The organism is Acidobacteriota bacterium (genome assembly GCA_012729555.1).
Lineage (GTDB): Bacteria > Acidobacteriota > UBA6911 > UBA6911 > UBA6911 > UBA6911.
Genome location: JAAYCX010000051.1, coordinates 1 through 24,746, shown reverse-complemented (window position 1 = coordinate 24,746; position 24,746 = coordinate 1). Strand labels below are relative to the sequence as shown.

At 67.4% G+C, this 24,746-nt stretch carries 24 protein-coding genes and 1 pseudogene; 12 read left to right on the top strand and 13 right to left on the bottom strand.

Going from position 1 to position 24,746, the window contains the following annotated elements; translation table 11 throughout:
• Positions 1–51 precede the first annotated feature (51 nt).
• On the top strand, positions 52–981 hold the full coding sequence (locus GXY47_10035) for a serine acetyltransferase (GenBank protein ID NLV31482.1): 930 nt from the start codon (positions 52–54) through the stop codon (positions 979–981).
• Positions 982–999: 18 nt separating this feature from the next.
• Here the strand turns inward: GXY47_10035 and GXY47_10030 are convergent, their stop codons facing one another.
• A complete protein-coding gene (locus GXY47_10030; GenBank protein ID NLV31481.1) occupies positions 1,000–2,304 on the bottom strand; it encodes a mechanosensitive ion channel family protein in 1,305 nt (434 codons plus the stop codon).
• A gap of 103 nt (positions 2,305–2,407) precedes the next feature.
• Here GXY47_10030 and GXY47_10025 point away from each other — a divergent pair, with 103 nt between their 5' ends.
• Positions 2,408–3,220 (top strand): rRNA pseudouridine synthase, encoded by an 813-nt coding sequence (locus tag GXY47_10025; protein ID NLV31480.1) that lies wholly within the window; start codon positions 2,408–2,410, stop codon positions 3,218–3,220.
• On the opposite strand, the gene GXY47_10020 is transcribed toward GXY47_10025, so the two are convergent.
• The 3 genes from GXY47_10020 to GXY47_10010 are packed head-to-tail and all read right to left on the bottom strand — an operon-like array spanning position 3,217 to position 5,049.
• Positions 3,217–3,987: a hypothetical protein gene (locus GXY47_10020; GenBank protein NLV31479.1), complete on the bottom strand. Its 771-nt coding sequence runs from the start codon at positions 3,985–3,987 to the stop codon at positions 3,217–3,219. The genes GXY47_10025 and GXY47_10020 overlap by 4 nt on opposite strands.
• 36 nt (positions 3,988–4,023) lie before the next feature.
• Positions 4,024–4,674, bottom strand: coding sequence for a sigma-70 family RNA polymerase sigma factor (locus GXY47_10015; GenBank protein ID NLV31478.1), 651 nt, complete (start codon positions 4,672–4,674; stop codon positions 4,024–4,026).
• Between the two features lie 45 nt (positions 4,675–4,719).
• Positions 4,720–5,049 carry a hypothetical protein gene (locus GXY47_10010; GenBank protein NLV31477.1) on the bottom strand — a complete coding sequence of 110 codons (330 nt, stop codon included), beginning with the start codon at positions 5,047–5,049 and terminating at the stop codon, positions 4,720–4,722.
• A gap of 151 nt (positions 5,050–5,200) precedes the next feature.
• On the opposite strand from GXY47_10010, the gene GXY47_10005 reads away from it, so the two are divergent.
• The gene (locus GXY47_10005) at positions 5,201–6,229 is read left to right on the top strand and encodes an RDD family protein (GenBank protein ID NLV31476.1); all 1,029 of its coding nucleotides are present in this window, start codon (positions 5,201–5,203) and stop codon (positions 6,227–6,229) included.
• Between the two features lie 9 nt (positions 6,230–6,238).
• Here the strand turns inward: GXY47_10005 and GXY47_10000 are convergent, their stop codons facing one another.
• Positions 6,239–7,489: a hypothetical protein gene (locus GXY47_10000; protein ID NLV31475.1), complete on the bottom strand. Its 1,251-nt coding sequence runs from the start codon at positions 7,487–7,489 to the stop codon at positions 6,239–6,241.
• A 145-nt stretch (positions 7,490–7,634) separates the two neighbouring features.
• On the opposite strand from GXY47_10000, the gene GXY47_09995 reads away from it, so the two are divergent.
• From GXY47_09995 to GXY47_09980, 4 genes are read left to right on the top strand one after another with little or no spacing between them, the layout of a single operon-like run.
• The gene (locus GXY47_09995; protein ID NLV31474.1) at positions 7,635–7,961 is read left to right on the top strand and encodes an NADH-quinone oxidoreductase subunit A; all 327 of its coding nucleotides are present in this window, start codon (positions 7,635–7,637) and stop codon (positions 7,959–7,961) included.
• Complete coding sequence (locus tag GXY47_09990; GenBank protein ID NLV31473.1) at positions 7,952–8,491, top strand: NADH-quinone oxidoreductase subunit C; 540 nt, start codon at positions 7,952–7,954, stop codon at positions 8,489–8,491. Before GXY47_09995 ends, GXY47_09990 begins: the two co-directional genes overlap by 10 nt.
• Before the next feature lie 7 nt (positions 8,492–8,498).
• Positions 8,499–10,130, top strand: a complete 1,632-nt coding sequence (locus GXY47_09985; GenBank protein NLV31472.1) for a molybdopterin-dependent oxidoreductase — start codon at positions 8,499–8,501, stop codon at positions 10,128–10,130.
• The gene (locus GXY47_09980; GenBank protein NLV31471.1) at positions 10,120–11,202 is read left to right on the top strand and encodes an NADH-quinone oxidoreductase subunit H; all 1,083 of its coding nucleotides are present in this window, start codon (positions 10,120–10,122) and stop codon (positions 11,200–11,202) included. The genes GXY47_09985 and GXY47_09980 overlap by 11 nt, the downstream gene beginning before the upstream one ends.
• A gap of 4 nt (positions 11,203–11,206) precedes the next feature.
• Here the strand turns inward: GXY47_09980 and GXY47_09975 are convergent, their stop codons facing one another.
• Together GXY47_09975 and GXY47_09970 are read right to left on the bottom strand one after the other, a co-directional pair.
• Complete coding sequence (locus tag GXY47_09975) at positions 11,207–13,918, bottom strand: AMP-binding protein (protein NLV31470.1); 2,712 nt, start codon at positions 13,916–13,918, stop codon at positions 11,207–11,209.
• Between the two features lie 17 nt (positions 13,919–13,935).
• Positions 13,936–14,415, bottom strand: coding sequence for a hypothetical protein (locus tag GXY47_09970; GenBank protein NLV31469.1), 480 nt, complete (start codon positions 14,413–14,415; stop codon positions 13,936–13,938).
• A 286-nt stretch (positions 14,416–14,701) separates the two neighbouring features.
• On the opposite strand from GXY47_09970, the gene GXY47_09965 reads away from it, so the two are divergent.
• Positions 14,702–16,033, top strand: coding sequence for a family 43 glycosylhydrolase (locus GXY47_09965; GenBank protein NLV31468.1), 1,332 nt, complete (start codon positions 14,702–14,704; stop codon positions 16,031–16,033).
• A 1,123-nt stretch (positions 16,034–17,156) separates the two neighbouring features.
• On the opposite strand, the pseudogene GXY47_09960 reads toward GXY47_09965, so the two are convergent.
• Positions 17,157–17,234 (bottom strand): annotated as a pseudogene (locus GXY47_09960) (RDD family protein).
• Between the two features lie 74 nt (positions 17,235–17,308).
• Between GXY47_09960 and GXY47_09955 the strand changes: the two are divergent.
• Together GXY47_09955 and GXY47_09950 are read left to right on the top strand one after the other, a co-directional pair.
• Positions 17,309–18,664 carry a phosphoglucosamine mutase gene (locus GXY47_09955; GenBank protein ID NLV31467.1) on the top strand — a complete coding sequence of 452 codons (1,356 nt, stop codon included), beginning with the start codon at positions 17,309–17,311 and terminating at the stop codon, positions 18,662–18,664.
• A gap of 21 nt (positions 18,665–18,685) precedes the next feature.
• Positions 18,686–19,714 carry a 6-phosphogluconolactonase gene (locus GXY47_09950; GenBank protein NLV31466.1) on the top strand — a complete coding sequence of 343 codons (1,029 nt, stop codon included), beginning with the start codon at positions 18,686–18,688 and terminating at the stop codon, positions 19,712–19,714.
• Between the two features lie 2 nt (positions 19,715–19,716).
• Here the strand turns inward: GXY47_09950 and GXY47_09945 are convergent, their stop codons facing one another.
• Positions 19,717–20,652 carry a hypothetical protein gene (locus tag GXY47_09945; GenBank protein ID NLV31465.1) on the bottom strand — a complete coding sequence of 312 codons (936 nt, stop codon included), beginning with the start codon at positions 20,650–20,652 and terminating at the stop codon, positions 19,717–19,719.
• Between the two features lie 85 nt (positions 20,653–20,737).
• Between GXY47_09945 and GXY47_09940 the strand changes: the two genes are divergently transcribed.
• A complete protein-coding gene (locus tag GXY47_09940) occupies positions 20,738–21,427 on the top strand; it encodes a twin-arginine translocation signal domain-containing protein (protein NLV31464.1) in 690 nt (229 codons plus the stop codon).
• Between the two features lie 44 nt (positions 21,428–21,471).
• Here GXY47_09940 and GXY47_09935 read toward each other — a convergent pair whose 3' ends face one another.
• The 3 genes from GXY47_09935 to GXY47_09925 form a co-directional block, all read right to left on the bottom strand.
• Complete coding sequence (locus GXY47_09935; protein ID NLV31463.1) at positions 21,472–22,356, bottom strand: hypothetical protein; 885 nt, start codon at positions 22,354–22,356, stop codon at positions 21,472–21,474.
• Between the two features lie 174 nt (positions 22,357–22,530).
• Complete coding sequence (locus GXY47_09930; GenBank protein NLV31462.1) at positions 22,531–22,791, bottom strand: hypothetical protein; 261 nt, start codon at positions 22,789–22,791, stop codon at positions 22,531–22,533.
• Between the two features lie 30 nt (positions 22,792–22,821).
• Entirely contained in the window at positions 22,822–23,244 is a 423-nt protein-coding gene (locus tag GXY47_09925) for a hypothetical protein (GenBank protein NLV31461.1), read from the bottom strand.
• A 543-nt stretch (positions 23,245–23,787) separates the two neighbouring features.
• On the opposite strand from GXY47_09925, the gene GXY47_09920 reads away from it, so the two are divergent.
• A complete protein-coding gene (locus GXY47_09920) occupies positions 23,788–24,480 on the top strand; it encodes a hypothetical protein (GenBank protein ID NLV31460.1) in 693 nt (230 codons plus the stop codon).
• Positions 24,481–24,504: 24 nt separating this feature from the next.
• Here GXY47_09920 and GXY47_09915 read toward each other — a convergent pair.
• Positions 24,505–24,746: hypothetical protein (locus GXY47_09915; GenBank protein NLV31459.1), on the bottom strand; the 242-nt coding region annotated here is incomplete at its 5' end.

Here is a 24,746-nt window from a genome sequence, read left to right as displayed (position 1 = left end):
AAAATGATATATTAGTCCGGAAAGGGATCGAAAGGACAGGGGGTGATGCAAATGAGCGGAAGAGACGGGGTGCCCATTTCCGAAATCGCCCGGCGGCTCGTCGAGGTGAGCCGGCGGCACGAGTTCCTGCCGAATGTTCCGAAGGAGTGCGGGGCGCGGCTCCCGTCACGCTCGAGCTGCCTGGAGATCATGCAGCAGCTCCGGTCCGTCCTGTTTCCCGGCTTCTTCCACCTGGCCGAATTCAACCCGGAAGCGCTGACCCTTCATGTGGGTGCGATCCTGGACCGCGTCGCCATCGCGCTCGAGGAGCAGATCCGGCGCGGGTTCTGTTTCGTGTGCCCCGGAGGCGACGACAACCCGGTCGAGTGCAGGGCCCGGGCCGCGGGGATCACGCGCCGGTTCCTCGAAAGGGTGCCCGAGGTGATGGCGCTCCTCATGGAGGATGTGCGCGCCGCCTACGACGGGGACCCGGCGGCCAAGAGCCCGGGCGAAACCATCTTCTGCTATCCGGGGGTTTTCGCGATCACCAACCACCGCGTCGCCCACGAACTCTACGACCTCGAGGTGCCGGTGATCCCCAGGATCATCGGGGAGAACGCCCACAGCGTCACCGGGATCGACATCCACCCCGGGGCCCGGGTCGGCCGGAGGTTCTTCATCGATCACGGCACGGGGGTGGTGATCGGGGAGACCGCCGTCATCGGGGACCGGGTGCGGATCTACCAGGGGGTTACGCTCGGGGCGAAGAGCTTCCCGCTCGATGAGAAGGGGGTGCCCATCAAGGGGGTCGACCGCCATCCCGTCATCGGGGACGACGTGGTCATCTACGCCGGCGCGACCATCCTCGGGAGAATCACCGTCGGGGCGCGCTCCGTCATCGGCGGGAACGTGTGGCTGACCGAAAGCATCCCCCCGGAGAGCGTCCTCTCCCAGGGGCGGGGGCCCAACTCCCGGCCGGTGCGCGACAAGGGCCGGGAATGACACCTCGGCCGGGGGTGGTCACGGCTCCTGTTTCTTCACAGATGCCTCGAAGGGGCGGCTGGCTTCGCCCCAGTAGACGCTCAGGTGCGGGAAGGGGATCTCGATCCCCCTGCCGTCGAAGCCGTTCTTGATCCGCCGGCGCAGTTCGCGCCCCACCGCCCACTGCTTGAGCGGGAGGGTCTTGATCCGGAGCTTGAGCGTCACCTGGGAGTCGCCGAAATCGTCCACCCCCAGGACCTCCAGCGGCTCCAGGATGTAGGGGCGGTACTCCGGGTCCTCCGCCAGTTCGGCCCCGATTCCGCGCAACACCTCCATCACCTCGTCCACGTTTTCCTTGTAGGCGATCCCCAGGTCGACCACGTAATAGGCGTATTCCTTGGTCAGGTTGGAGACGGCCTTGATTTCCCCGTTCGGGAAGATGTGGACCGTCCCGTCCATGTCCCTCAGGATGGTGGTGCGCAGCCGGATGGCCTCCACGGCCCCCCCGGTGCCGTTGATCCGGGCGACGTCGCCGACGCGGATCTGGTCCTCGAGGATGAGGAAGAAACCGCTGATCACGTCGCGCACGAGGTTCTGGGCCCCGAACCCCACGGCCAATCCCGCGATCCCCGCCCCGGTGATGATGGGCATGATGTTGATCCCGAACTGGTCCAGGATCAGCATGGCGGACACCCCTATGACCAGGACGCAGCCGATGCTGTTGATGATCTTCCCCAGCGTCCTGGCCCGGCGCTGGGCTTCCGAAAGCACCCCGGACTCGGTCCCCTCCACCAACCGCTCCAGGTGGAGGGCGGCGAGGCCGATGATCCGGAGGAGGATGTAGGCGCCCACGAGGATCCCCACGATGCGGACCAGGCGCGCCCCCTCGCCGGAGAAGTTGAGGCCGAGCGTCCTGATGGAGAGGGCGACGACAAGGAGGCCCAGGAGGATTTTGGCCAGGGTCGCGAGCGGCTGCAGGAAACGGCTCCAGCTTTCCCTGCGGGCGCCGATATCGGCGAGCAGGACGGTGATCAGTCTTGCCGTAAGGACCGCGGCGATCAGGATGGCGGCGACTCCCAGTCCCCTGTGGATATATCGGGCAGCCGCCGAGGGGACGGGGATCAGGTGGGCGACGTAATAGAGGACCGCAACGGTGAGGAGCGGGGTGACGAGCGACTCCAGGTAACGGATGACGTGATCGTCCAGGGTGGTCGCGGTCCGCGCCGCTTTCCTGCGCAGGGTCCGGAGAAGGCCGAAGCGGAGGATGCCGGCCGCGATCACGGCGATCAGAGGGTAGACCACGTAGCGGGCGTCGATGCCCAACAGGACGGAGAGGTGTGCCATCATATGTACCCCCAGTTCGGTTCGATTCGGGATGATGGTACCATAAAGCATCCCGCGCGCCTCCGGGAGTCGGTCCGGTCCGCCGCGGGTCCAGGGGGGCGGGATGGAATCGAAAAGGGAGATGACGCTCGACCGCGTGCTCTCGCGCTTCGGGTTCGCGTCCCGGAGCGCCGCGTGCGCGGCCATCCGCGCGGGTCGAGTCAAGGTCAACGGGCGCGCCGCCCGGGACCCCGACGCCTGGCTCGACCCGCGCGTGGACGCGGTGCACCTCGACGGAAACCGCCTGCGCCCGGCGCACCGGGTCTATCTCCTCTTCAACAAGCCCAAGGGGGTGATCACGAGCCACGGGGACCCGGGCGGGAGGAGGACGGTGTACGACTGCCTCGACGAAAGCCTCCCCTGGGTCTCCCCCGTGGGGCGCCTGGACAAGGATTCCTCGGGGCTGATCCTCCTCACCAACGACACCGATTTCGCCGATTTCGTCAGGAGTCCGGCCTCCCGGGTGCCGAAGACCTACCTGGTCAAGGCCAGCGCCCTGGTCGACGACGAGACGATCTCGAGGATGCGGGCCGGGGTGGAACTCGGGCGGGGGGAACGGGCGCGGCCGGAGAGTGTCGCCCGGATCGAAGACCGGGGGAAATACAGCTGGCTCGAGATCGTGCTGACCGAGGGGAAAAACCGCGAGGTGCGCCGGATGCTGGAGGCGGTGGGGCTCGTGGTGCTCAAGCTGGTCCGGACCCGCATCGGCCCCTGCACCCTGGAGGGATTGCCGACGGGGCGCTGGCGCGACCTGAGCGCGCGGGAGGTTGCCCTGCTCGGCCCCCCGCCGCAGGAGGCGGCACCCCGAAAAGGGCGCCGGGGGCGGGACCGCCGGCGCGAGCGCCGGGAAAAGCGCCGGCCCGAGGGCGGGGACTAGTCGTACACCGATATCTTGCTGAAGATCATCAGCATCCGGGAGTCGATGGTTTCACCGTCGCGCGCGCGGCCCGGGGCCAGGCGGCGGGAGGAGATGACCTTGTTGAAGCTCTCGAGGAAGGTCCGGTCGTCGGGGTGTTCGACCACCATTTCCGCCTCGGCCTGCCCGGTGCGGTCGACCGTCGTCAGCACCGAAAAGACGTAATCCTCCCCGTCCTGGGAGATGCGTTCCCCGAAATCGGACAGGACCTGGTCGTTGATCGCGGGCCGGGTGGCCGGCCTTTTCGGCCGGATGATTTCCTCACGCGCGCCGCCGGGGGCCATTCCCATCTTGACCTGGAAGGACGCGGCCATCTGGCTCCGCTCCCGGGGTGTGAACATGATCCGCACGGGGAGGGGGTCGTCGGCCTGGACCCCCGGCGGGTCGATCGAAAAGGGGATCAGGGCGAAGAGTACGGCCGTCATCAGCGTGCCCGCGGCGCGGCTCAGATACCAGAGCCTCCCCGTCGTGCGGATCCTGGACCAGCGCAACTCCACGGCCTCCCGCAGTTGGACGCTCCAGCGGTTTCTGCGCGCGTCGGCGATCCGGAGCCGCACCAGGTCCCCCAGGTAATCGGGTTCCGGGATCCTCCCCGCCAAGCGGAGCCGGGCGCGCACCGCCGCGAGCGCGTCGTACTCCTTCCGGCACCCCATGCACCCGCCGAGGTGCTTGGAGATTTCCACGGCGTCGCCCGCGTCGAGTGTTTCATCCAGAAATTCCGACAGCAAAGGTACTACTTTCCTGCATTCCATGACAGCCTCTGGTTATCTCCCGGCTCCGTTGAACCGGCGCTTGAGCCCCTCTCTCCCCCGTGCGATCCTGGATTTCACCGTGCCGAGCGACACCTCGAGCGTTTCGGCGATCTCTTCGTACGACAACCCCTCGATGTCGCGCATCACCACGGCCATCCTCTGCGGCAGGGGGAGGTCCCGGAGCAGGCGCTCGACCTCGGCATGTTCCTCCTCGAAGGCCAGGGCCTCCTCGGGCGTTCGGCCCTGGGCCCGCAGATTGTAGAAGAGCTCGTCGTTGGGGTTTTGGACCAGGTGCTCCTCCAGCGAAACCGTGCCCCTGCGCCTCAACCGGTTCCACCAGCGGAACCGGTTGGCCGCCCGGCGGGCGGCGATGCGGTAAATCCAGGTCTTCAGGGAGGATTCCCCCCTGAAGGTGTCCAGTTTGCGGTACACCGTGAGGAAAACCTCCTGGGACACGTCCAGCGCTTCCTCCCGGTCACCCAGGATGTTCACGGCGAGACCGTAGACCATCGACCGGTAACGCTCGAATATCTGGTCGAAGCCGAGATCGGCTTCCGACCCGGCCTGGTCCAGGACGGCCCCGTGCGCGACGCCGCCGGCGTTCTCGGACAGCACGAGCTCTTCCGGATACATCACCCCGTTCATGAATGCTCTTCGGCTCATTTCATGTCCTTATCTATCAGACGCCTTCCGGAGGGAAAAAGTTCCTCAATGACGAATTCCCGGGGGATCTCCGGACTCGGGCTGCGGCCACAGCCGGGCCCACTCGTCACGGGTCAATTCCTGTACCTTCTCCAGATCCTGTGAAATGCGGAGCAGGGTTCGCATGCGTGCCTCCTCGTTTGGAGCCGCCCGGAGGAGCTCGTCGAGCCTCCGCCGGATCGACTCTTCACCGACGTCGGCGGGCGCTTTCTGGATCAGGGACTGCTCCACCACGTGACGAACCATGGCGGGAGCCGAACGCCTGGCTATCCCGTAGGCGGCCGCCGCGAAGGCCAGGAACCCCACCATCACCAGCGACCGCCTTCTCAACGTCATCAAGGCTGCGGCCTCCCCGCCTTCAATTATAGCAAAAGGGCGGGGGGGGCGACAGGATCCCGCTGTGCTATAATCACCCCGATTCTGCCCGAGAGCGCCGAGCCTCCGGCCGGCGAGGGACCCACTTTTCCGGGGCGCGCGGGAGCGGCTTATGAATTGTCCTCACTGTCTGGTTATCGAGATCGACGCGACGGGTTCCTGCCCGCGCTGCGGCCACCGTATCGCGGTGGAGACCCCGGAGCCCGGGCCGGCCGATCCCGGCGCGCCCCCGGCCGACGGCGCCGATGCCGGCCGGGAGGAGCAGGAGGATGTGCCGGAGCCCGGGGATGCGGACGGCCCGGGGATCTCCGCGGCGGAGGAGATCCCCGGTTGGCGCAAGGAGCTTTCCGAGCGCCTGCGCGCCATCAAGCAGAAAAAGGAGGCGGCCGCGTCGGCCACCCCGGTCCGTTCCCCCCTGGATCCGGCCGGGGCGCCCGGGGGCCCGTCCCCCGACGCCGCCGCCGCCGCGTTGCGGGCCGAGATCATGGAGCGGATGAAGGCGCGCAAACCAGCCCCCCGGCCGCCGGCCCCCGTCCCGTTGCAGAAAAAGCTCGAGCCCCTGAAGGCGGTGCCGCCGGCCCCCGCGGATCCCCGAAAGATCCGGAGTCTTATCGATACGGCCGTTTCCCGCAAGCCGGCCGGTCCGGCGTCCCCCGGTCCGCTCCCCGTTCCTCCCGCACCACCCCGGGCCGTTTATGAGCCGGCGGCCGCCGCGGGGGAGTTCGAGGATTCGGAAGGAAAGCTGATCCTCCTCTCCCGGACCCTGTCCGGGCTGGTGGACCTGATCTGCATCGTGACCTGTGTCGGGGTAATGGTGTTCGCCGCGGACGGCCTTACGGGCGCCATCATGATGGACGCCGTGAGCGTCGTCCACTTCTCGGGCCTTTTCCTGCTGGCCTATTTCGTCTATTCCATTTTCTTCCTCTTCGCCTCCAGCCAGACGATCGGAATGATGATCACGGACCTGCGCGTGGTGGGGAGGGACGGGGAACGGCCATCGAAGGGGCAGTTTTTCGGCCGGTGCGGCGGTTATCTGTTGTCCCTGTTCGGGATCGGACTCGGGCTGTTGTGGGCCCTGGCGAGCCGCGACAACCTTTGCCTGCACGACCGGATCTCCGGGACCCGCGTCGTCCGGAACTGATTCGACGGGTCAGAAGACGTCGAGTTTCGGAGCCTCGGATTCGGGGAGCCCCACGATCACCCGGACCGAAAGACCCTCGCGCCGGAGCGCCTGAACCTCCCCGTCCTGGACCAGGGAGAACCCTTCGGGATCCTTTCCCCCGGGTACGGCTTTGGGGCTGCGCCTGTGGAACCAGGCCTGCATCGCCTCGTAAAACTTGGCGGCTTCGTCCTCCGTATCCCATTCGGTCAGGATCAGGACGGCCGTTTTCCCGGCCCTGTTTTCCACGAGCAGCGCCTGGTCCCCCCCCCAGCCCCGGGCGCCCTTGCGCGCCCGCTCGTCCGTAAGGTGCTGACCGAGCAGCAGGCCCAGCCCGAATTCCCCCATCACCCGCGCGTGGGCCACCTTCCATTCCTCCCCCAGGGCGGCGGCCCAGGGCCCGGCATCCACCGGCCGGGGGATGTCGCGGGTCCCGAAATATTTTTCCGGGTGCATGATCTGTTCGGTCGACCCCGGCGGATCCGCATAGATGGCGTTGACGGCGTCCCACGACGGTTTCCGTTTCCAGGCCTGCTGCAGGAAAGAGGGGCCGTAGCCGTAGGGGAACATCACGGTCTCCTGCAGGAACCGGGGGGCGAGTTTCAGGACCTCGTAATGGGACTTCATCGCCTCCATCTGCGTCTGCATGACGAAGGCGAGGTTCGGCAGGTCCGCGAAATGCCGCTTTTGCGGGGCCACGAGGTGCTGGAGCATCACCGCGGTGCTGTCCCCCTCGATGAAGGCCTCGAGCGCCAGCGAACGGTCGCCGTTCGTCTCCCGCGCGCTCCCGGCGAGGGCGGCCGCCACGCCGAAATGCTGGTCCTGCAGCGCCAGGGCGATTTCGTGCACCAGGACATGTTCCTGCTCGGGCGCCGGCAGCCAGGAAGCGATGAAAAGCGTCCCGCGCCCCGGGTCGTAGAGGCTCTCGACCTGCTCCGAGCGCAGCCGGACGAGCGTCTCTCCGTAGGGAACCCCTTCGGGGATGAGGCCGAGCCGGCGCAGCATCCTTTCCTCCCGGAGCATGAGGTCGGGGGCAATGTCCGCCCGGGCGCGTTCACCCAGAAGGGCGCGGATCTCCTCCCGGGTCTTGAGTTCCTTCGGGATGGGAGCCCGGGGAGTGAGACCCCTCAGGCGCGCCACCGTGCCGACGAGCCTCTCCGCCGTTTCCCCAAGCGGTTCTCCCGGCGCGAACGCGCCGCAAACCAGGATCACCGCCACGCCCAGGACCCCCTGAATCTTCATCGTCGTCCCCCGTAGTGGTCAGATCATAGTGACACGGGGCGGGGCAGTCAATGGCTCCTCCCCGCCGCGGGGCCGAATCGATTGATTTCCGGGCGTGCGCGATGCTACATTTATCGGCATGAATCCGTTGATTCCCCTGGCCCTCATGGCGCTCCTGGTTTCAGGCGTCGTCGCAGCGTTCATCCTGGCGTCCGTTTTTCTCGGGCCCCGGAAGCGACATCCCGTCAAGGATACGCCTTTCGAATGCGGCATCCCCTCCGACGGGCATCCCGGCGGCGCCGTGCCCGTTCACTTCTACATCATGGCCATGCTCTTTGTCGTCTTCGACGTCGAACTCGCTTTTCTCTTCCCCTGGGCCGCGGCCCTGCGGGGGCTGGGATGGTTCGGTTTCGTCGAGATGCTCCTTTTTGTCGTGGTGATCGGCGCGGGCTTCGCCTACGCCTGGAAGATGGGCGCGCTCGAATGGGAATGAAAGGGGAAACGCCGGAGATCGCCCTCACGCTGCTGACCGAAAGGTTTCCCGAGGCCGTTGTCGGCACCCGCGCGCCCCTCGGGGAAGCGACCGCCGTGGTCCGTCCCGAATTCCTGATCCGCACGGTCGAATTCCTGAAAAAGGATCCCCGCCTCGAATTCGACTTCCTGGTCGATATCACGGCCGTCGACCGGGGGGCGCCGGCGGCGGGGGCCCCTGCGGGGGCCCCTGCGGGGGGGGAGGGGGCCGCGAGGTTCACCGTCGTCTACCAGTTCCTCTCCCTCCGCCACAAGCGCCGCCTGCGCCTCGAGGTCGCGGCGGGGGAGCCGGAACCCGTGGTCGATTCCCTGACCCCCCTGTGGGGGTCGGCCAACTGGCTGGAGCGCGAGGTGTGGGACATGTTCGGCATCCGCTTCCGGGGGCACCCCGACCTGAGGCGTATCCTGATGTACGAAGAGTTCGAGGGGCACCCGCTGCGCAAGGACTACCCGGTCGACCGACGCCAGCCCCTTATCGGACCCAAGATCTGAGGAGAGCATGCCGGAATCCGTGTCTCTGACCATCGACGGGCAGGAAATCCGGGCGCCGAAGGGGACGATGGTGCTCGAGGCGGCAAGGACCGCCGGCATCCTGATCCCCCACTACTGCTACCACGCCGGGCTGCCGGTCGTGGGGAGCTGCCGGCTGTGCCTGGTGGAGATCGAGAAAGTCCCCAAGCTGCAGCCCTCGTGCGCCACCCCGGTGGCCGAAGGGATGATCGTGCGGACGCGCACGCCCCAGGCCCTCGAAAACCGCCGCTCGGTGCTGGAGTTCCTGCTGGCCAACCACCCCCTGGACTGCCCCGTATGCGACCAGGCGGGCGAGTGCGAACTCCAGAATTACTACATGGAGCACGGGCGGTACGACGCGCGCCACGACGAGGACAAGACCAGGCGGAAAAAGGCGGTCACCCTCGGCCCGCACATCATGTTGGACCAGGAGCGGTGCATCCTCTGCACCCGGTGCGTGCGCTTCACGCGCGACATCACCCGCACCGGGGAGCTGGGCGTCCTCGCCCGGGGGCACCGGAGCGTGATCGACGTCTTCCCCGGGACGACGCTGGACAATCCCTACTCGGGGAACGTGGCCGACCTCTGCCCCGTCGGCGCCCTGACCGACCGCGATTTCCGCTTCCAGTGCCGGGTCTGGTTCCTGGGGAGCGCGCCCTCGGTCTGCCCCGGGTGCAGCCGGGGGTGCAACATCGAGATCCACTTCAACCGGCGCTTCAACCCGCGCTACCACGACCGCAGGGTTCACCGCCTGAAACCGCGCCCGAACCCGGAGGTGAACGGCTTCTGGATCTGCGACGAAGGCCGGTATTCCTATCCCTCCATCGACGCCCCCGACCGGCTGAAGGCGCCGGCGCTCAGGCGGGGGGACGGGTTGCACGAGGTCTCCTGGGCGGAGGCGCTCGGGGAGGCGGCCGGCGCGCTCCAGGGTGCGCTCGGGGAGAACGGGCCCGGGGCCGCGGCGGTCATGGTTTCTCCGCAGATGAGCAACGAAGAGCTCTTCCTCGCCCGGCGGCTGTTCCGGGACCGGTTCGGGATCGACCGCGTCGCGGGGCGCGCCCCCGCCCCCCCGGGGGCCTCCGGGGACGGTTTCCTCATCAGGGCCGACAAGAACCCGAACACCCGGGGGATGGACATCCTCTTTCCCGACGCCGGAGACTGCCGCGACCTGCTCGAGAGCTGCCTCGAGGGGCGCATCCGCTACCTCCACATCTTCCGCCACGATCTTTCGCGCTGGTACGATCCCGGGCGCCTGGGGGAGGCGCTCCGGGAAGTGGACTGCGTGGTTTTCGAGGGGTCCTGGGACTCCCCCACGGCGCGGCTGGCCGACGTGGTGCTCCCGGCGGCCGTGTACGCGGAAAAGGAGGGGACCTTCGTCAATTTCCAGGGGAGGGTCCAGCGCTTCCATCCCGCCGTCGCGCCGATCGGCCGAGCGCTGGCCGATCTCGAGATCCTGGCCCGGTTCGCGGCCGCGCCGGAGGCGGTCCCCGCCGCGGCCGGGGCGGCCGAATTGTTCGGGGAGATCGCGGCGCAGGTGTCCGAGTTCGCCTCCCTCGGCTGGCAATCCCTGGGGCCCGCGGGGCGGTGGCTCGCGAATCGTGGAAACGACCATGCTGTTTGACCTGACCGCGGTACTGGTGAAGATCCTCCTCCTCCTGGGCGCCGTGCTGGGGCTGACGTCGCTGCTGACCTGGATGGAGCGCAAGCAGTCGGCCGTGATGCAGGACCGCCTCGGCGCCAACCGGGCCTCCATCCTGGGCGTGCGCGCCTTCGGCCTCCCCCATATCTTTTCCGACGCCCTCAAGATGTTCTTCAAGGAGGATTACGTGCCGCCGGGCGGGGACAGGCTGCTGCACACGGTCGCCCCCTGCGTCGCCCTCTTCTTCGCGCTGATGAGTTTCGCCGTCATCCCGTTCGGCGACACCCTCACCCTGGCCGGACGCGACATCCCGCTCCAGGTGCTGCCGCTCCACGCCGGCATCCTGTTCGTCCTCGCCATGACGTCGCTCGGGATCTACGGCACCTTCCTGGCGGGGATCAGCTCCAACAACAAGTACGCGTTTCTCGGGGGGCTGCGGGCCTCGAGCCAGATGATCAGCTACGAGATCACCATGGGGGCCACCCTCATCGGCCTCCTGATGATTTTCGGCACCCTCGACCTGCAGGCGATCAACCGCGTGCAGGGGGAACTCCTCTGGGGCTGGCTGCCCAAATGGGGCATCGTGCTGCAGCCGCTGGGATTCCTCCTCTTCGTCACCGCCGGGATGGCGGAGACCAAGCGGGTGCCCTTCGACCTGCCGGAAGGGGAATCGGAGATCGTCGGCTATTTCGTCGAATACAGCAGCATGAAGTTCGGCGCCTTCTTCATGACCGACTTCATCGAGACGATCCTCATCGCCGCCCTCATCGCCACCCTCTTCTTCGGGGGCTGGCAGGTCCCCTTCCTCCAGCCCGACGGTTTCCACCTTCCGGGGGGGGCGCACTGGGCGCTGCCGCACCTGGCCGTGGTCCTCCTGCAGGCGGCGGCGCTGGGGCTGAAGGTCCTCTTCTTCTGCTGGTTCCTGCTGCTGATCCGCTGGACCCTTCCCCGCTTCCGTTACGACCAGTTGATGCGGCTGGGGTGGAAGTTCCTGCTGCCGGCCTCGATCCTCAACATCTTCGTGACCGCCCTCGTCCTCCTCCTTTTGAGGTGAGGACTCACTGCGCGAGCAGGAGGGCCACCTCCCGGCGCAGCCTGTCGGTATCCTCCGCGTAGGCGTCGTCTCCGGCCGGGGGGGGCGGCGGGATGGGGGCGCCGAAGGTGATCCGGACCTTGTGCGGGCGGATGCGGAGGCTGTCGCGGGGCCAGACGGCGTGGGTCCCGTCGATGGCGGCGGGGACCATGGGGACGCCCAGTTCCCGCGCGAGGATGGCGGCCCCCTTCTTGAAGTCCTGCAGTTTCCCGTCGTAGGAGCGCCCCCCCTCGGGGAAGATGCAGAGGATCAGCCCCCGCCTGAGGCCGGCGGCCCCCGCCTTCATGGCGCGCAGGAGGTGGGCGTCGGGGTCGACGGGAACGATGTTGGTGAGCCGGGCGGCCAGCTTCATCAGCCGGGAGGTGAACATGAAGCTGTAGCCGACGAAGAACATCCTCCGGAACAGTCCGTAGGGGAGGGTGGAGACCAGGACGAAGGCGTCGAGGTAGCTCTGGTGGTTCGGGCAGACGAGGTAGGGCCCGCGCGCCGGCAGGTTTCCCAGGCCCCGTGTTTCCAGCCGCAGGAGCGGGAGAAACAGGACGAAGTAGAGGAGCCGGGCGAGCAGGTATTTGACCAGGGAGACGACCGGGCCCGAAACGGGCAGGGAGTCTTCCGTGGACCCGGCCGCGAGGATCGTCTCCCAGCTCTGGCGGGAGGCGGCTCCCGCGCCCGTGCCCGCGACCGCCTCCTGTTCCAGGCGCCGGATCAGGTCGGCCAGGGTGAAGATCTCCGCGCCGAAGTCCTCCGGCAGGCGCAGCTCGAGCCTCTGCTCCAGGCTGGCGAGCAGCTCGACCTTTTCCATGGAGTCGAATCCCAGGTCCAGTTCGAGGTTCATGGAGGGAGAGAGGGCCGCATCCCGGTGATAGGTCTCGCCGAGGCAGCGGGCGACCTCCCGCCCGACGGCCGATTCCATCAGGGCCCGGTCCCCTGCGCTCGCCGCGGCCGGCTCCGCCGCGATTTCCCCCTCCCGCAGCTGCCCGCTCTCCACCAGCCGTTTCAGTTCGATCCGCTTGATCTTGCGTGTCGTGGTGCGCGGCAGCGGCTCGGACTGCAGCTGGTAGCTCATCAGGCGCTTGTATTTGGGAAGGCGGTTGGAGAGCGCGGCGATTTCGTCGCGCAGGATTTCGCGCGTGTTGGCCATTTTTTTCGATTTCAGGTAATCGAAATCGGGGACGATGACCGCGTGCAACCGTTCCCCGCGCTCCTGCGGGGAGACCACCCCGATGACCGCGATCTCCTGGATCGCGCTGCACCGCCCGTAATACGTTTCCAGCTCGTCCGGGTAGATGTTCTTCCCGTTGGGGAGCACGATGACTTCCTTGCTGCGCCCGGTGACGAAGAGGTTTCCCTGCTCGTCGAGCCTCCCGAGGTCCCCCGTGTGAAACCAGCCGTCGCGGACGGCTTCGCGCGTGGCCTCGGGGTTGTGGTAGTACTCCCGCATGACGACGGGGCCGCGGACCAGGATCTCGCCGACGCCGGCCTCGTCCGGGTCGGCGATGCGCACGTCGGTCCCCGGGAGCGCCGGGCCCACCGAGCCGATCACGTTGCGTTCGATCGGCGTGACCGCGCAGGCGCCCGTCGTCTCGGTCAGGCCGTACCCCTGGAGAATGGTAAACCCCATGTCGTGAAAGTCCCGTGCCACCGCCGGGTCGAAGGCGGAGCCGCCGCTGATGAAGAGGCGCAGCGTCGGGCCGAAACCGCGGTGGATGCGGGCGAAGAGGCGGGGTCCCAGGTTGAGGCCGAGCGCGCCCATCGTGAAGCGGTTCAGCCGGAGCAGAGCCCGGAAGGCGCGGCGCGCGAGCGCCGGCTTTTTTCCCAGCTCTTCCTGGATCCGGTTGTGGAAAAGATAGAAGAACTGGGGCACGGTGACCAGGATCGTGATCCCGGCCTCCTCGAGCGCCGCGAGGATTTCCGTCCGCCGGAGAGTGTCGGCGAACACCACCTGCCCCCCGAGGTAGAGGGGGATCAGGACGTTGATCACCGAGGCCAGCACGTGCTGCAGCGGCAGCAGGCAGAGGAACGCCTCGTCGTCCCGGAGGGGGATGACGCCGAGGGCGCTCTCGATTTCGGAGAGGATGTTCCCGTGGGTGAGGCACACCCCCTTCGGGGTCCCGGTGGTCCCCGAGGTGTAGATGATGGTGACGACATCCGAGGGGGCGCACCGCGGAAGCGGGGGAGGGCCGGGGAGAGCCGACGCCCACTCGAGGAATCCCGCGAGTTCCCGGCGCGTTCCCTGCTTTTCCGGGAGCGGGTCGAAAGAGATCACCTCGCGGTGCGTCCCCCCTCCCTCGAGGGCCTGCTCGAGCCTCTCGCGCAGCAGCCCGCTCACGAAAATCACCCGCGAGTCGGAGTCCTCGATCAGCCGGCGCCATTCCTCGGGCGATATCTGGGTGTCGAGGGGGACGGCGACCATCCCGGAGAGATAGGCCCCGAGGTAGGCCGTCACCCATTCCGGGCGGTTTTCCGAGAGAACGGCCACGCGGCTCGACGGTTCCAGCCCGAGGCCGGCCAGGCCGACGGCGACCCCCCGGGCCCGGGAGTAGGCTTCGCGGTAGGAGACGGAGGTGTAGCCCCCCGGAGTCTTGAGCCGGAAGGCGGTCCGGTCCGGGACGCGGCGCGCCATCGCTTCGAACTGCTCGTTGAATGTGTGGGGTTCCGTGCGGGGGAGTTGTGCCATGGCTGTCGTGCCCGGACCTAGGTGTCCAGTTCCTCGAGCTCCTTGTCGATCACCGCGTCGTAACGGGCGTCCGCCGGCGGGGGGGGCGCGGCCGGGGCGGCCAGGGCGGCCCGGCGCCGCTTCCGCAGCAGCGCCAGGAGATACCCCCCGCCGGCGATCAGGGCGGCCCAGGGGAGGAGATAGGCCAGGGCGTTGATCCCCCGCGCGCGCGGCGCGGCCAGGATCCGTTCGCCGTAGATGGCGACATAGTGATCGAGGATTTCGCGCTTCGATTTCCCCGCGGCCACCATGGCGCGGACCTCCTGCCGCATCTGCTCGGACACCTCCGAGTAATGCTGCGAAATCGGCTGGTTCCAGCAGCAGGGGGCGATCAGGGTGTCCTCGATCTCGCGGATGAGGCGCGCATCCCCCCCGTTCTGGCCCGGCAGCGGCCCGGGCGCGAGGAGGAACGCGGCAAGGAGGGGGAGGAGCATCCGGAGTCGAATCGGGCGTTTCATGGGATCGGTTTCTCTCCTGGCAGGCGCCGGCCTGCTCTATCGAGTGTACCCTGAAGACGCAAAGACTCAAAGCCGCAAAGAATCGGCCGCCGTCATGGGACCCGGACCGGGTCCGTTCCGCCTCCGGGGGAGGGGACGGGCGTCCCGCCCGGCCGGACGCGGGGGGGAGAAAAACAATCGGAACTCCATTCCGGGGAATGTATACTGAGATCCTCCTGCCGCGCCGGAAGGAACCGTGATCCCTCCGGCATCCAGGCGGCGAATCAACTCCAAGAGAGGGCCGATGATGAAAAAAGCGGATCCGGGTCTTTTCCCATGCTTCCTTCTCCTGGGCGCCGCGGTCGCCATGGCGCAGAACCCCCTCATCCGGGACCAGTTCACCGCCGACCCGACCGCCAGGGTGTTCGAGGGGAGGGTCTACGTCTACCCGTCCCACGACGTCCAGTGCGGCACCGAGTGGTTCTGCATGAAGGACTATCACGTCTTTTCCTCGGAGAACCTGGTCGACTGGACCGATCACGGCGTCATCGTCGACCAGGAAACGGTCCCCTGGGTGGACGCTTCCAAGAACAGCATGTGGGCGCCCGACTGTTATTTTAAGGACGGGAAGTACTACTTCTATTTTCCCGCCATCTCCAAGGGGGGGGAGGGGGCCGCGGGGATGACGGTCGGAGTGGCGGTCTCCGACCGGCCCCACGGGCCCTTCGCGCCCGAGCCGAAGCCGATCGCGGGGGTTTCGGGCATCGACCCCAACGTCTTCATCGACCGGGACGGGCAGGCCTACCTCTACTGGGCCGGCGTCGGCCAGGGGCTGCTCGGGGCCAGGCTCAGGCCCGACATGCTCGGGCTGGACGGCAGGCCGCAGGTGATCGGGAAGTTCCCCGAGGGGATGAAGGAGGGGCCCTTCCTCTTCGAGCGCAACGGCATCTACTACTTCACCTTCCCCCATGTGATCGAGAAGACGGAGGCCCTCGTCTACGGCATGGGCCCCGGCCCCCTGGGCCCCTTCGAATACAAGGGCGTCCTCATGGACGAGCACCCGTCCGGTTGCTGGACCAACCATCATTCCATCCTCGAATACAAGGGGGAGTGGCTCCTGTTCTACCACCACAACGACCTGTCCCCCTCCTTCGACAAGAACCGCTCTATCCGGGCCGACCGCCTCTCCTTCAACGGGGACGGCACGATCCGGAAGGTGATCCCCACCCTGCGGGGGGTGGGCATCGTCCCGGCCGACCGCGAAATCCAGCTCGACCGCTGGAGCGCCGTCAGCGCGTCGGGGGCCTCGATCGCCTTCCTGGATGAAAAGAACCCATTTGACGGGTGGAAGACGGTGCTGGAGGAGAAGGGGGCGTACGTCCGCTTCGCCGACGTCGATTTCGACGGCCGGAAGGTGAAGACGCTGCAGATCCGGGCGAGGTCGGAATCGGGCGCCGCCGTGGCGCTCCGTATCGGGAAGGGGGGAGCGCCCCTCACGGTGAGGGCGGCCGTTCCGAAGGGGGCCGGATGGGGCCTGGTCGAGGCCGCGCTCCCCACGGCCCCCTCGGGAGTCCGCGAGCTGGAGCTGTCGCTCGAAGAGGCCGGCAGGGTGGAAGTCGACTGGGTCCGGTTTGAATAGGCGCCACGTGGAGGGGAAGGTCCGATGACGCGAACGGCAGAGCAGGCTCCGCCGGTCAGGAAACTCCTGGAGCGGGGGGTGGTGATCCCCTCCCCGCACACGGTCGAGATCGACGAGACGGTCATCCCGGAGCGGATCGCCGCCGGGGTCCGGATCCATGCGGGGTGCAGGGTTTCGGGCGCCGCCACCTCCATCGGCCCCGGCTCGGAAATCGGCCGGGAAGCCCCGGTCACGATCGAGGAGTGCCAGCTCGGCCACGGGGTGGAGCTGAAGGGGGGGTATTTCTCCGGCGCCACCTTTCTCGACGGGGCCAACATGGGGAGCGGGGCCCACGTGCGCCCCGGGACCCTCCTCGAGGAGGAGGCCGGGGGCGCCCACGCGGTGGGCCTGAAACAGACCATCTTTCTCCCCTACGTCACCGCCGGGAGCCTGATAAACTTCTGCGATGCCCTGATGGCGGGCGGCACCAGCCGGAAGAACCACAGCGAGATCGGTTCCTCCTACATCCACTTCAACTTCACCCCCCGCCAGGACAAGGCCACCCCTTCGCTCGTCGGCGACGTCGCGCGCGGCGTCTTCCTCGACCGGGCCCCCATTTTCCTCGGGGGGCAGGGGGGGCTGGTGGGGCCCGCCCGGATCGCCTACGGGAGCGTCATCCCGGCCGGCACCGTCTGGCGCGGGGACATCCTGGAGGAGGGGAGGATCGCGGCGGCGCCCCCCGCGGCGGCGGGGGCGCGCCCTTTCGCCCCCGGGATCTATCGCGGGGTCCGCCGCGTCGTGGTCAACAACCTCCTCTATATCGGGAGCCTCTGGGCCCTCCGGGCGTGGTACCTCCACGTGCGCTCCCGGAGCATGGGGGGCGACCCCTTCCGGCAGGCGTGCCACGCCGGCGCCCTGGCCCGGATCGGGGAGGGGCTCCAGGAACGGGTGAAAAGACTCGGGGAACTGGCCGATAAGATGACATACTCCCTCGGGCACGCCGGGGCCGATACCGGGGCCGAACTGCCGGCCGCGATCCGGAGGGAGCAGGAGGCGCTCGCCGGGCGGTGGCCCGAAATGAAGGCGCGGCTCGAGCAGGGTCCGGCGGAGGGGGAAGGGGCCCGGCACCGGGACTCTTTCCTTAAGGAATGGGAGGAGGCGGACGTCTCCCCCGGGCACTGCCGGGCGGTGGGCGGCCTCCCCCCGCGGGCGCGCGCGGAGGGGAGCGCGTGGCTCGAGAAGATCGTGGAGGGCGCCGGCGCCCTCTGGAGCAACATCCAAAACGGAGATGAATGAATGGGACGCATGTTTGGCACGGACGGTGTAAGGGGGATCGCGAACGTTCACCCCATGACGGCCGAGATGGCGCTCGAAATCGGGCGCGCCGCGGCCTATGTCTGCAAGAAGCACCCGAAACAGCGGCACAAGATCGTGATCGGCAAGGACACCCGGGTCAGCGGCTACATGCTGGAATCGGCCCTGACCGCCGGCATCTGCTCCATGGGGGTGGACGTGCTGCAGGTAGGGCCGCTGAGCACCCCCGGCATCGCCTTTCTCACCCGCAGTATGAGGGCGGACGCGGGGATGGTGATCTCGGCCTCGCACAACCCCTACCAGGACAACGGGATCAAGATCTTCTCGCGCAGCGGCTTCAAGCTCCCGGACGCCGAGGAGGACGAGATCGAGGAGCTGATCACCTCCGGCCGGATCAGGGACATCCGGCCGACGGCGGAGGAGATCGGCCGGGCCAAGCGCATCGAGGACGCGAGCGGCCGCTATATCGTCTTCTGCAAGAACACCTTCCCCGAAGACCAGACCCTCGAGGGGATGAAGATCGTGCTCGATTGCGCCAACGGGGCCACCTACCGGCTGGCGCCGGCGGTCTTCTCGGAGCTGGGGGCCGACGTGACGGCCATCCACTGCGCCCCCGACGGGATCAACATCAACCGTGACTGCGGTTCGCAGCACACCGGGGACCTGTCCGCCCGGGTGCGCGAGACCGGCGCGGACGTGGGGCTCGCGTTCGACGGCGACGGCGACCGGCTCATCGCGGTGGACGAGCGCGGCGTCCAGATAACGGGCGACCAGGTGATGGCCGTCTGCGCCCGGATGTACAAGGAGCTGGGGTTGCTCAGGAACAACCTCGTCGTGGCGACGGTGATGAGCAACTTCGGCTTTTTCGCCGCCATGAAACGGCTCGGGATCCGGGAGGGGGTGAGCAAGGTGGGGGACCGCTACGTCCTGGAGATGATGCAGGAGAAGGGGGGCGTCCTCGGCGGGGAGGAGTCCGGCCACATCATCTTCCTGAACCACCACACCACCGGCGACGGGATCATCTCGGCGCTGCAGCTGCTGTGGGCCATGCGGTGGAGCGGCCGGCCCCTGTCGGAACTGGCCGGGGTCATGAGCCTCTCGCCGCAGAAGATCGTCAACGTGGACGTCAGCGACAAGCCCCCGCTCGAGACCCTTCCCGAACTGCAGGCGAAAGTCAGGGAGGCGGAGGCGGAACTGGGCGAGCGGGGACGCGTGCTCATCCGCTATTCCGGGACCCAGTCGATGTGCCGCGTCATGGTGGAGGGTCCCACGGAGGAGATGACGGGCCGGCTGACCCTGGCCCTGGCGGACGCCGTCAAACAGTGCATCGGCCGGTAACCCCGGCCCGAGGAAACCCACATGCCCTTCAAGGTCATCGTCACCCGGGATTTCGATCATATGAGCGAGGTGGCCGCCGGCCTGGTCATCGGCGACGTGCGCCGCACCCTCGCCGCGCAGTCCTCCTACGTTCTGGGGCTGGCCACCGGCAATTCGCCCACGGGGCTGTACAAGCACCTGGCCAAGGCGGCGAACGCCGGGGAGATCGACCCTTCACGGATCACCAGCTTCAACCTGGATGAATACATCGGGCTGCCGGGGGAGAACGCCCAGCAGAGGGCGCTGCACCGGGAGAGCTACGGCTTCTTCATGATCCAGGAACTGTTCGGGCTGCTCGCGACCAAGTTTCGCGAGGTCAACGTCCCCTGCGCCGCCCTGATCGACCAGGACAGGCTCGAATCGGAACTGAACACCCATCCCGGGGACTGGACGCTCGAGGGGAGCGACCGGGGCAAGGCCGTCGTCATCCGGGCCGACGCCGGTTCGGAGTATCTCCGCTGGGTCAGGAAAACGATCCTGGACGCCTACGCCGGGAAGATCGCCCGCTCGGGCGGCATCGACCTGCATGTCGTCGGCGTCGGGGGGCGGGGGCACGTCGGGTTCCACGAGGCGGGCATCCCCTTCGAGGGGAACGAGGTCCTCCTGGTGAAGCTGGACGACAACACCGTCCATAACGCCGTCGCCGACGGGCATTTCGCGAGCCGGGCCGAGTCCCCGGCCTACGCCGTGACCATGGGGGCGGAACTGGTCTACCGGGCGAGGACGGTGCTCCTGCTGGCGAGCGGCAGGCGCAAGGCGGACGCCGTCGCGGACGCCCTCTTCATGGAGCCGGACTGCTCGGTCCCGATCTCCTACGGGCACACCCTCGCCCGCTCCGGGGGGAACATGATCTTCGTCGTCGACCGCCTGGCCGCCGCCGGCTTCCTCGACCGGGCGCCGGAGCTGCGCGGGCGGGGGATCGAACTCGAGGACCTGGGCGAGGCGCGGGCGTCGGTCCCGGTCGAGGACCTCAAATTTTTCCGCGATCCCGGCTCCGGCCGGCTGGGCTGAGGTCAGTAGATCTCGTCCCCCTCCTCGCTGGTGTAGAACAGGCCGAGGTCGGCCCGCCCGCCGGGGGCCGCGTCGGGCCCGAGCAGGCGGGCCTCCGCCTCCCGCCGGCTCTCGGCCGCGCGCGCCTCGAGCGCCGCGATCTTCGCCGGGATCCCCGTTTCCCCGACCAGGTCCTTGACCTCCCGGAAAACCGCTTCGCTCCCGAAGAGAAACTCCCCCTCGTCGAGGATCTTGCCCGCGATCATATGGGGGAAGGTGTCGAACTCGAGCTGCTCCCGCACCCGGGACAGGGTCTTGACCAGGTAATCGATCTCCTCCTGGTAGTTGGGGTGGACGAGGAGGTAGTGCTTCTTGCGCAGGATCGCCTCGTCCAGGGCCGAGAGGGCCTCGGCGGGCACGTCGTCACGGGCGACGACGATGATGTCCAGGTCCGAACCCCGCACCATCCTCCCGGTGCTGATCTCGGGGCGCGGCACGGCATGGGCCATCCCGTAGGTCACGTCCCCTGCGATGATGAAGCAGACGCGCTCCCGGATCCCTTCCCACGGCGGGAGGGCGTCCGTCACCGCGGCGACCGCTTCGCGCGCCAGCTCGAACTTGGCCCGGCTGATCTCCGCGATCTCCGCCCGGAGCCGGCGCGCCCGCTCTGCGACCTCGCCCGACCGCTCTTCCGGCCCCAGGACCGTGTAGGTCAGAAACTCCCTCCGGATGGAGGGGGAGAGGCGCGCGTAGCCGTCGACGCCGCGGTCGAGCCGGAGGTAGCGTCGGCCGGCGCACTCCATCCGGATCCCGCCCGCGCCCCGGCACCCGCGCCAGAGCGCGAGCGCCTCCATCCCCGATTGTTCCAGCAGCTCCCACCCCGTCAGCGGCCCCGCCTGCCTCAGGATTCCGACTATTCCGTCCGTTTCCACCTTCACCCCCCCTTTACGTTCCGGCATCCCGTACTCTACCCCAAATGTGCTAAGATGGCCCCATTGCTTGATCAATTTCGTCCACCATCATCCATGAAAGGGAGAACAGATTATGGATCCTGTCGGCACCGGGGAAAAGGGAACCACGCGCAGGGGGTTTGTCAAGGAAATCACCGCGGGCGCCGGAGGCCTGGCGCTCGGAGGGCTGCTGCTGGATGCGCTCGCGCCCCGGCCCGGCCTGGCCGCGGCCGACGCCCCGTCGACCGACGGGACGAAGTACGGGAAATTCTTCCTCAGCGACAAGGGGGAGCCGCCCAAGGCCAACGACTTCGTCTCCCTCAACAGCATTCCCCCCTTTCCGGAGATCGCCAGCCCGCAGACCTACTTCCGCGGCGCTTCCGCGCTGCCGGGCGCGACCGCCACGATCGGGTGGCAGGTGTTCCAGGCCCCCGTCTGCTGGGAGACGCCCCATACCCACAAGTACGACGAATTCCTCATCTTTCTCGGCGCCGAGCTGCCCGACCTGTGCAAGAGCTTCGACGCGGAGATCGATTTCTGGATGGGGGAGGAGTTCGAGAAGCACACCATCACCTCCACCACCATCATCTACATCCCCAAGGGGGTGATGCACAGCCCGCTCAATTTCCGGGCGATCCACAAGCCGGTGCTCTTCCACGCGCTCTACCTGGGGCCCAGCCTGGACGCCGAAAGGCTTCCCAACTTCGACCTGACCACCTTCGACTGGGGAGGGCCGGTCAACCTCAAGATGTTCGGGCCGTCCAAGTCGCCCAAGAAGAGATAACCGGGATGGGGTCCCGGATCGGACCGGATCCGGGCCCCCGGGGCCTATTCGCACGGCGGCTCGTAGGGCCAGCCGATCGTCTTGTAGGTCTTGCCGTACTCGAAATAGGCCTGGATCCACTCCACCCGGCCGTTACGCATGCGGAACATGTGGAAGTCGGGCCAGACGTTGTTGAACAGGACGTAGGCGACCACCACCCCCGTCTCCTCGTCCACCAGGAAGCGCCGGAAGGGGTGCTTCATGTCGGCAAAACCTTTGGGGGAGCAGTTGTGCTCGGGCATGGCCACCCCCTGGTTCATCCCCCCCTTGGTGGTCTGTGCACCGTTCTCCCAGCGGTCGCAGGCGGCGGAGTAGGCGAGCTCCGATACGTGCGGCTTCTGCTCCTTCACGAACAGTTCGAAATAATCGTCGGCGGCCGCGATCATCGACAATCGCGAACTCCGCTCTTCGGGCGGCAGGACCGCTTCCCAGTCATGGTCCGCGGTGGCGAGGATGGCCGGAACGTCGAGCACCTCTTTCCCGCGGGCCAGGATCGCCTCGATCTCGGAGATCTTCCCCCCGTCGACCTTGAGCCGCACGCCGTAAAGCAGCGGGTTCCCCTTCTCGTCGAGGATGGCCTGGGTGTGCGTCCCGCATTTGCGGGTGTCGGCCATCCGGCGCTTGAACGTCGCCTTGCCGGCGGTTTCCCACACCCCCTTCCCGACGGCCACCTCCAGCCCGTTTTCGGTGTATCTCACGCCTGGGGCCAGGGGCGCGAGCGCCGGGTCGTGCGCCTCCAGGGCCGCGAAGAACCCGTCGGTGGCGGCATAGAGATCGGCGCGCGTGCACGCGTCCGCCGCCGTCTGCGCCGCCGCCGCGGCCCCGCCGGCCAAGAGCAGAAGACATACCGCTCCCCCTGACATCGCCCATCGAAATCCGTTTCTCGTCATGGAAGTCTCCTCGAGATATTGCCTGCATCCACAAAGGTGTCGAAAATGGCTGCCGATACCGCCCATGGTACTACAAAGGGATCAAAATGGGGACGTCGCACACGCATCCCTCGGCCCGGCCCTGCGCCCGGGAGGGAGGAGCCATGAAATGGGAAAGGCAGGATGCCCCCGATTTCAGGGATTTGATGGCTTCGGTTCCAGGGATCGGCGCCGGATGCGCGTTACACTTTTCTGCATTTCCGGCAGGTCGCCGCTCTGGCCACGCATGAGCCGAACTTCCCTGACCATCTGCCAGGCGGCCGCAAAACGCCCCGCATCCCCCACCTTCCCCCAGAACTCGATGTCGAAGGACCTGTCATCCTGTTGCTTGCGCCGCACCACGCGCGACATGATTACGCGGTGCCCGTCATCGGTCTTGGTCGGTGGTTCGTCCATGATCCTTCCGTTCACAGGGTTCGACTGCATTCAGACCGGGTTCTTCTTTATGGCTTCCAGCCTGCGGGCATCGAGCAAGTCCTGCTCGCGCCCGGAGGCTTTCTTGGCGCGCAGCGTGGATTCGTAATCCAATACAAAGATCTCCTGATCCTCATAGGTTCCGATCGCGCGCCGCTCCCACGCTTCCTGGAAAGTGAGTCCTTCGACGGCCGGAAGAATGTCAACGCGGTTGGGTTCGATGCCTATCTGGAATACCACATCGGGATCGCTCAAATCGGCGGGAGTCAAATCAGCCAGCGGCGCCCCAAAACGCACGAGAGCGTCCCAGACCTTGGCGGCATTGTCCCGTGCCGGGTCCGTCCAGATGTCCATGTCTTTGGTATAGCGCGGTTCCGTGTGATAGATCACCGCATAGGCGCCGACGATCAGGTAGCGCGCGTCCGCTTCGTTCAGGCACCGCAGCAGGTCTCTGAAATCACGGTTTCCGTTCATCGGCACTTTCCCGGTTGGGGCCCCCGGCCAGGATTTGTCGGTTCTGTTGGGCCGCGGAATCAAGCAGCCGCTCCTAATCCAGCATACCACTATCCGGGCATGCAGTAACGCAGGCAAGTGCGTCCCCGGCATCCTTTGCCCGGGTTTTTGCTCCCCGTCCAGTGGCACCCATTCGGCCACGGCCCGGTTTTCTTCTCTGCAAAACAGGATTTGATTCCTATAGTGCAAGGGAGGATCGGGCGGTCGCCCCGGCTGAACACTTCCTTCCCCCCTTGTGGAATCCCGGGGCAGGGGCGCCCGGTGATCCGGCTTGATTCGGCATCCCGGCGGGCCCATCATGTAATCAATCAGGTTTCTTGCCACGAACCGGAGGTGGAAGCCGGATGCACCGGCGCTCCAGCTCCTTGCCTTGGATTGTGCTGATCAACGGGCGGCCGGCGACCGCGGGCCGATCCTCATCCTTCCGCGGCAGCTCCGGGCCGTCCCGAAACGGGGAGAATTCCAATGAAAAGACCGATGCCTGCATTGCTGCTGTCCGTCTTTCTGCTGTTCTGCGTGTGCGCTCCGGCGCAGGTGGAGCAGGTGCTCTCCTATGTCGTCAGCGACGAAACCACGATGGTGGAGGCTCTGGACGCCTGGTACGCCACCCGCGATTCCAGGTTCGGCCAGACGGCCACGCTCCTGGCGGCGGTGGTCAACGGCACCGACCCGACGACGCATTACCTGGTCATCAATTACCCGGACTACGCGAGCTTCCAGGCCGCGCAGGAGGGCGTGGCGAAGTCGGCCGAATTCTCGCGCTTCGAGCGCCGCGCTTCCACGGTCGCGACACAGAGGGGGGACGCCCTCTACGCGCAGCTCCTCAACAATGGCAGGACCGAAAAGGCGGGGGACTACAGCTACACGGTGAGCGTGAACGTCGCCGGACCCCAGCGCGAGTACGTCGCGGCGAGCGGGGAACTGATGCGCTCCGGGATCGGGAAACGGTGCCCCGGCGCGATGAAGTTCCTGGCCGGCCGCGCCGGCACCGACAGCAGCCACCTGACGGTGATTTCGGCGCCGTCGCTCGCCGCCCTGGTCTCCTACCTCGACGCCTATGAAAACGACCAGGACTGGGCCGGTTTCCTGACGAAAGTCGGAAAGTTCACCACCCCCGCGGGAACCGGCTTCCTGCGGGTCGTGAAGGTGTGGAAATGATCGGAACGGCCCCGTGCCGGATCGTCATTCCACCGGAGCGGGCGCGGGTACGGGCGCGGGGACGGCGCGGGCGGCCAGGGCCCGGGCGCCCACTTCGGGCAAAAAGAATACGGGGAGCGTCATCAGGACCATGCAGATCGCCGCCAGGCCGAAAAGCATGGTGGTATTGGTGCCCGCCAGCGGCGTGATGATGAACGTCGGCACGACCACGGCCCCCAGCACCTGGACGGTGGCGATGATGCCCCCCGCGCTCCCCGCGTAGACCG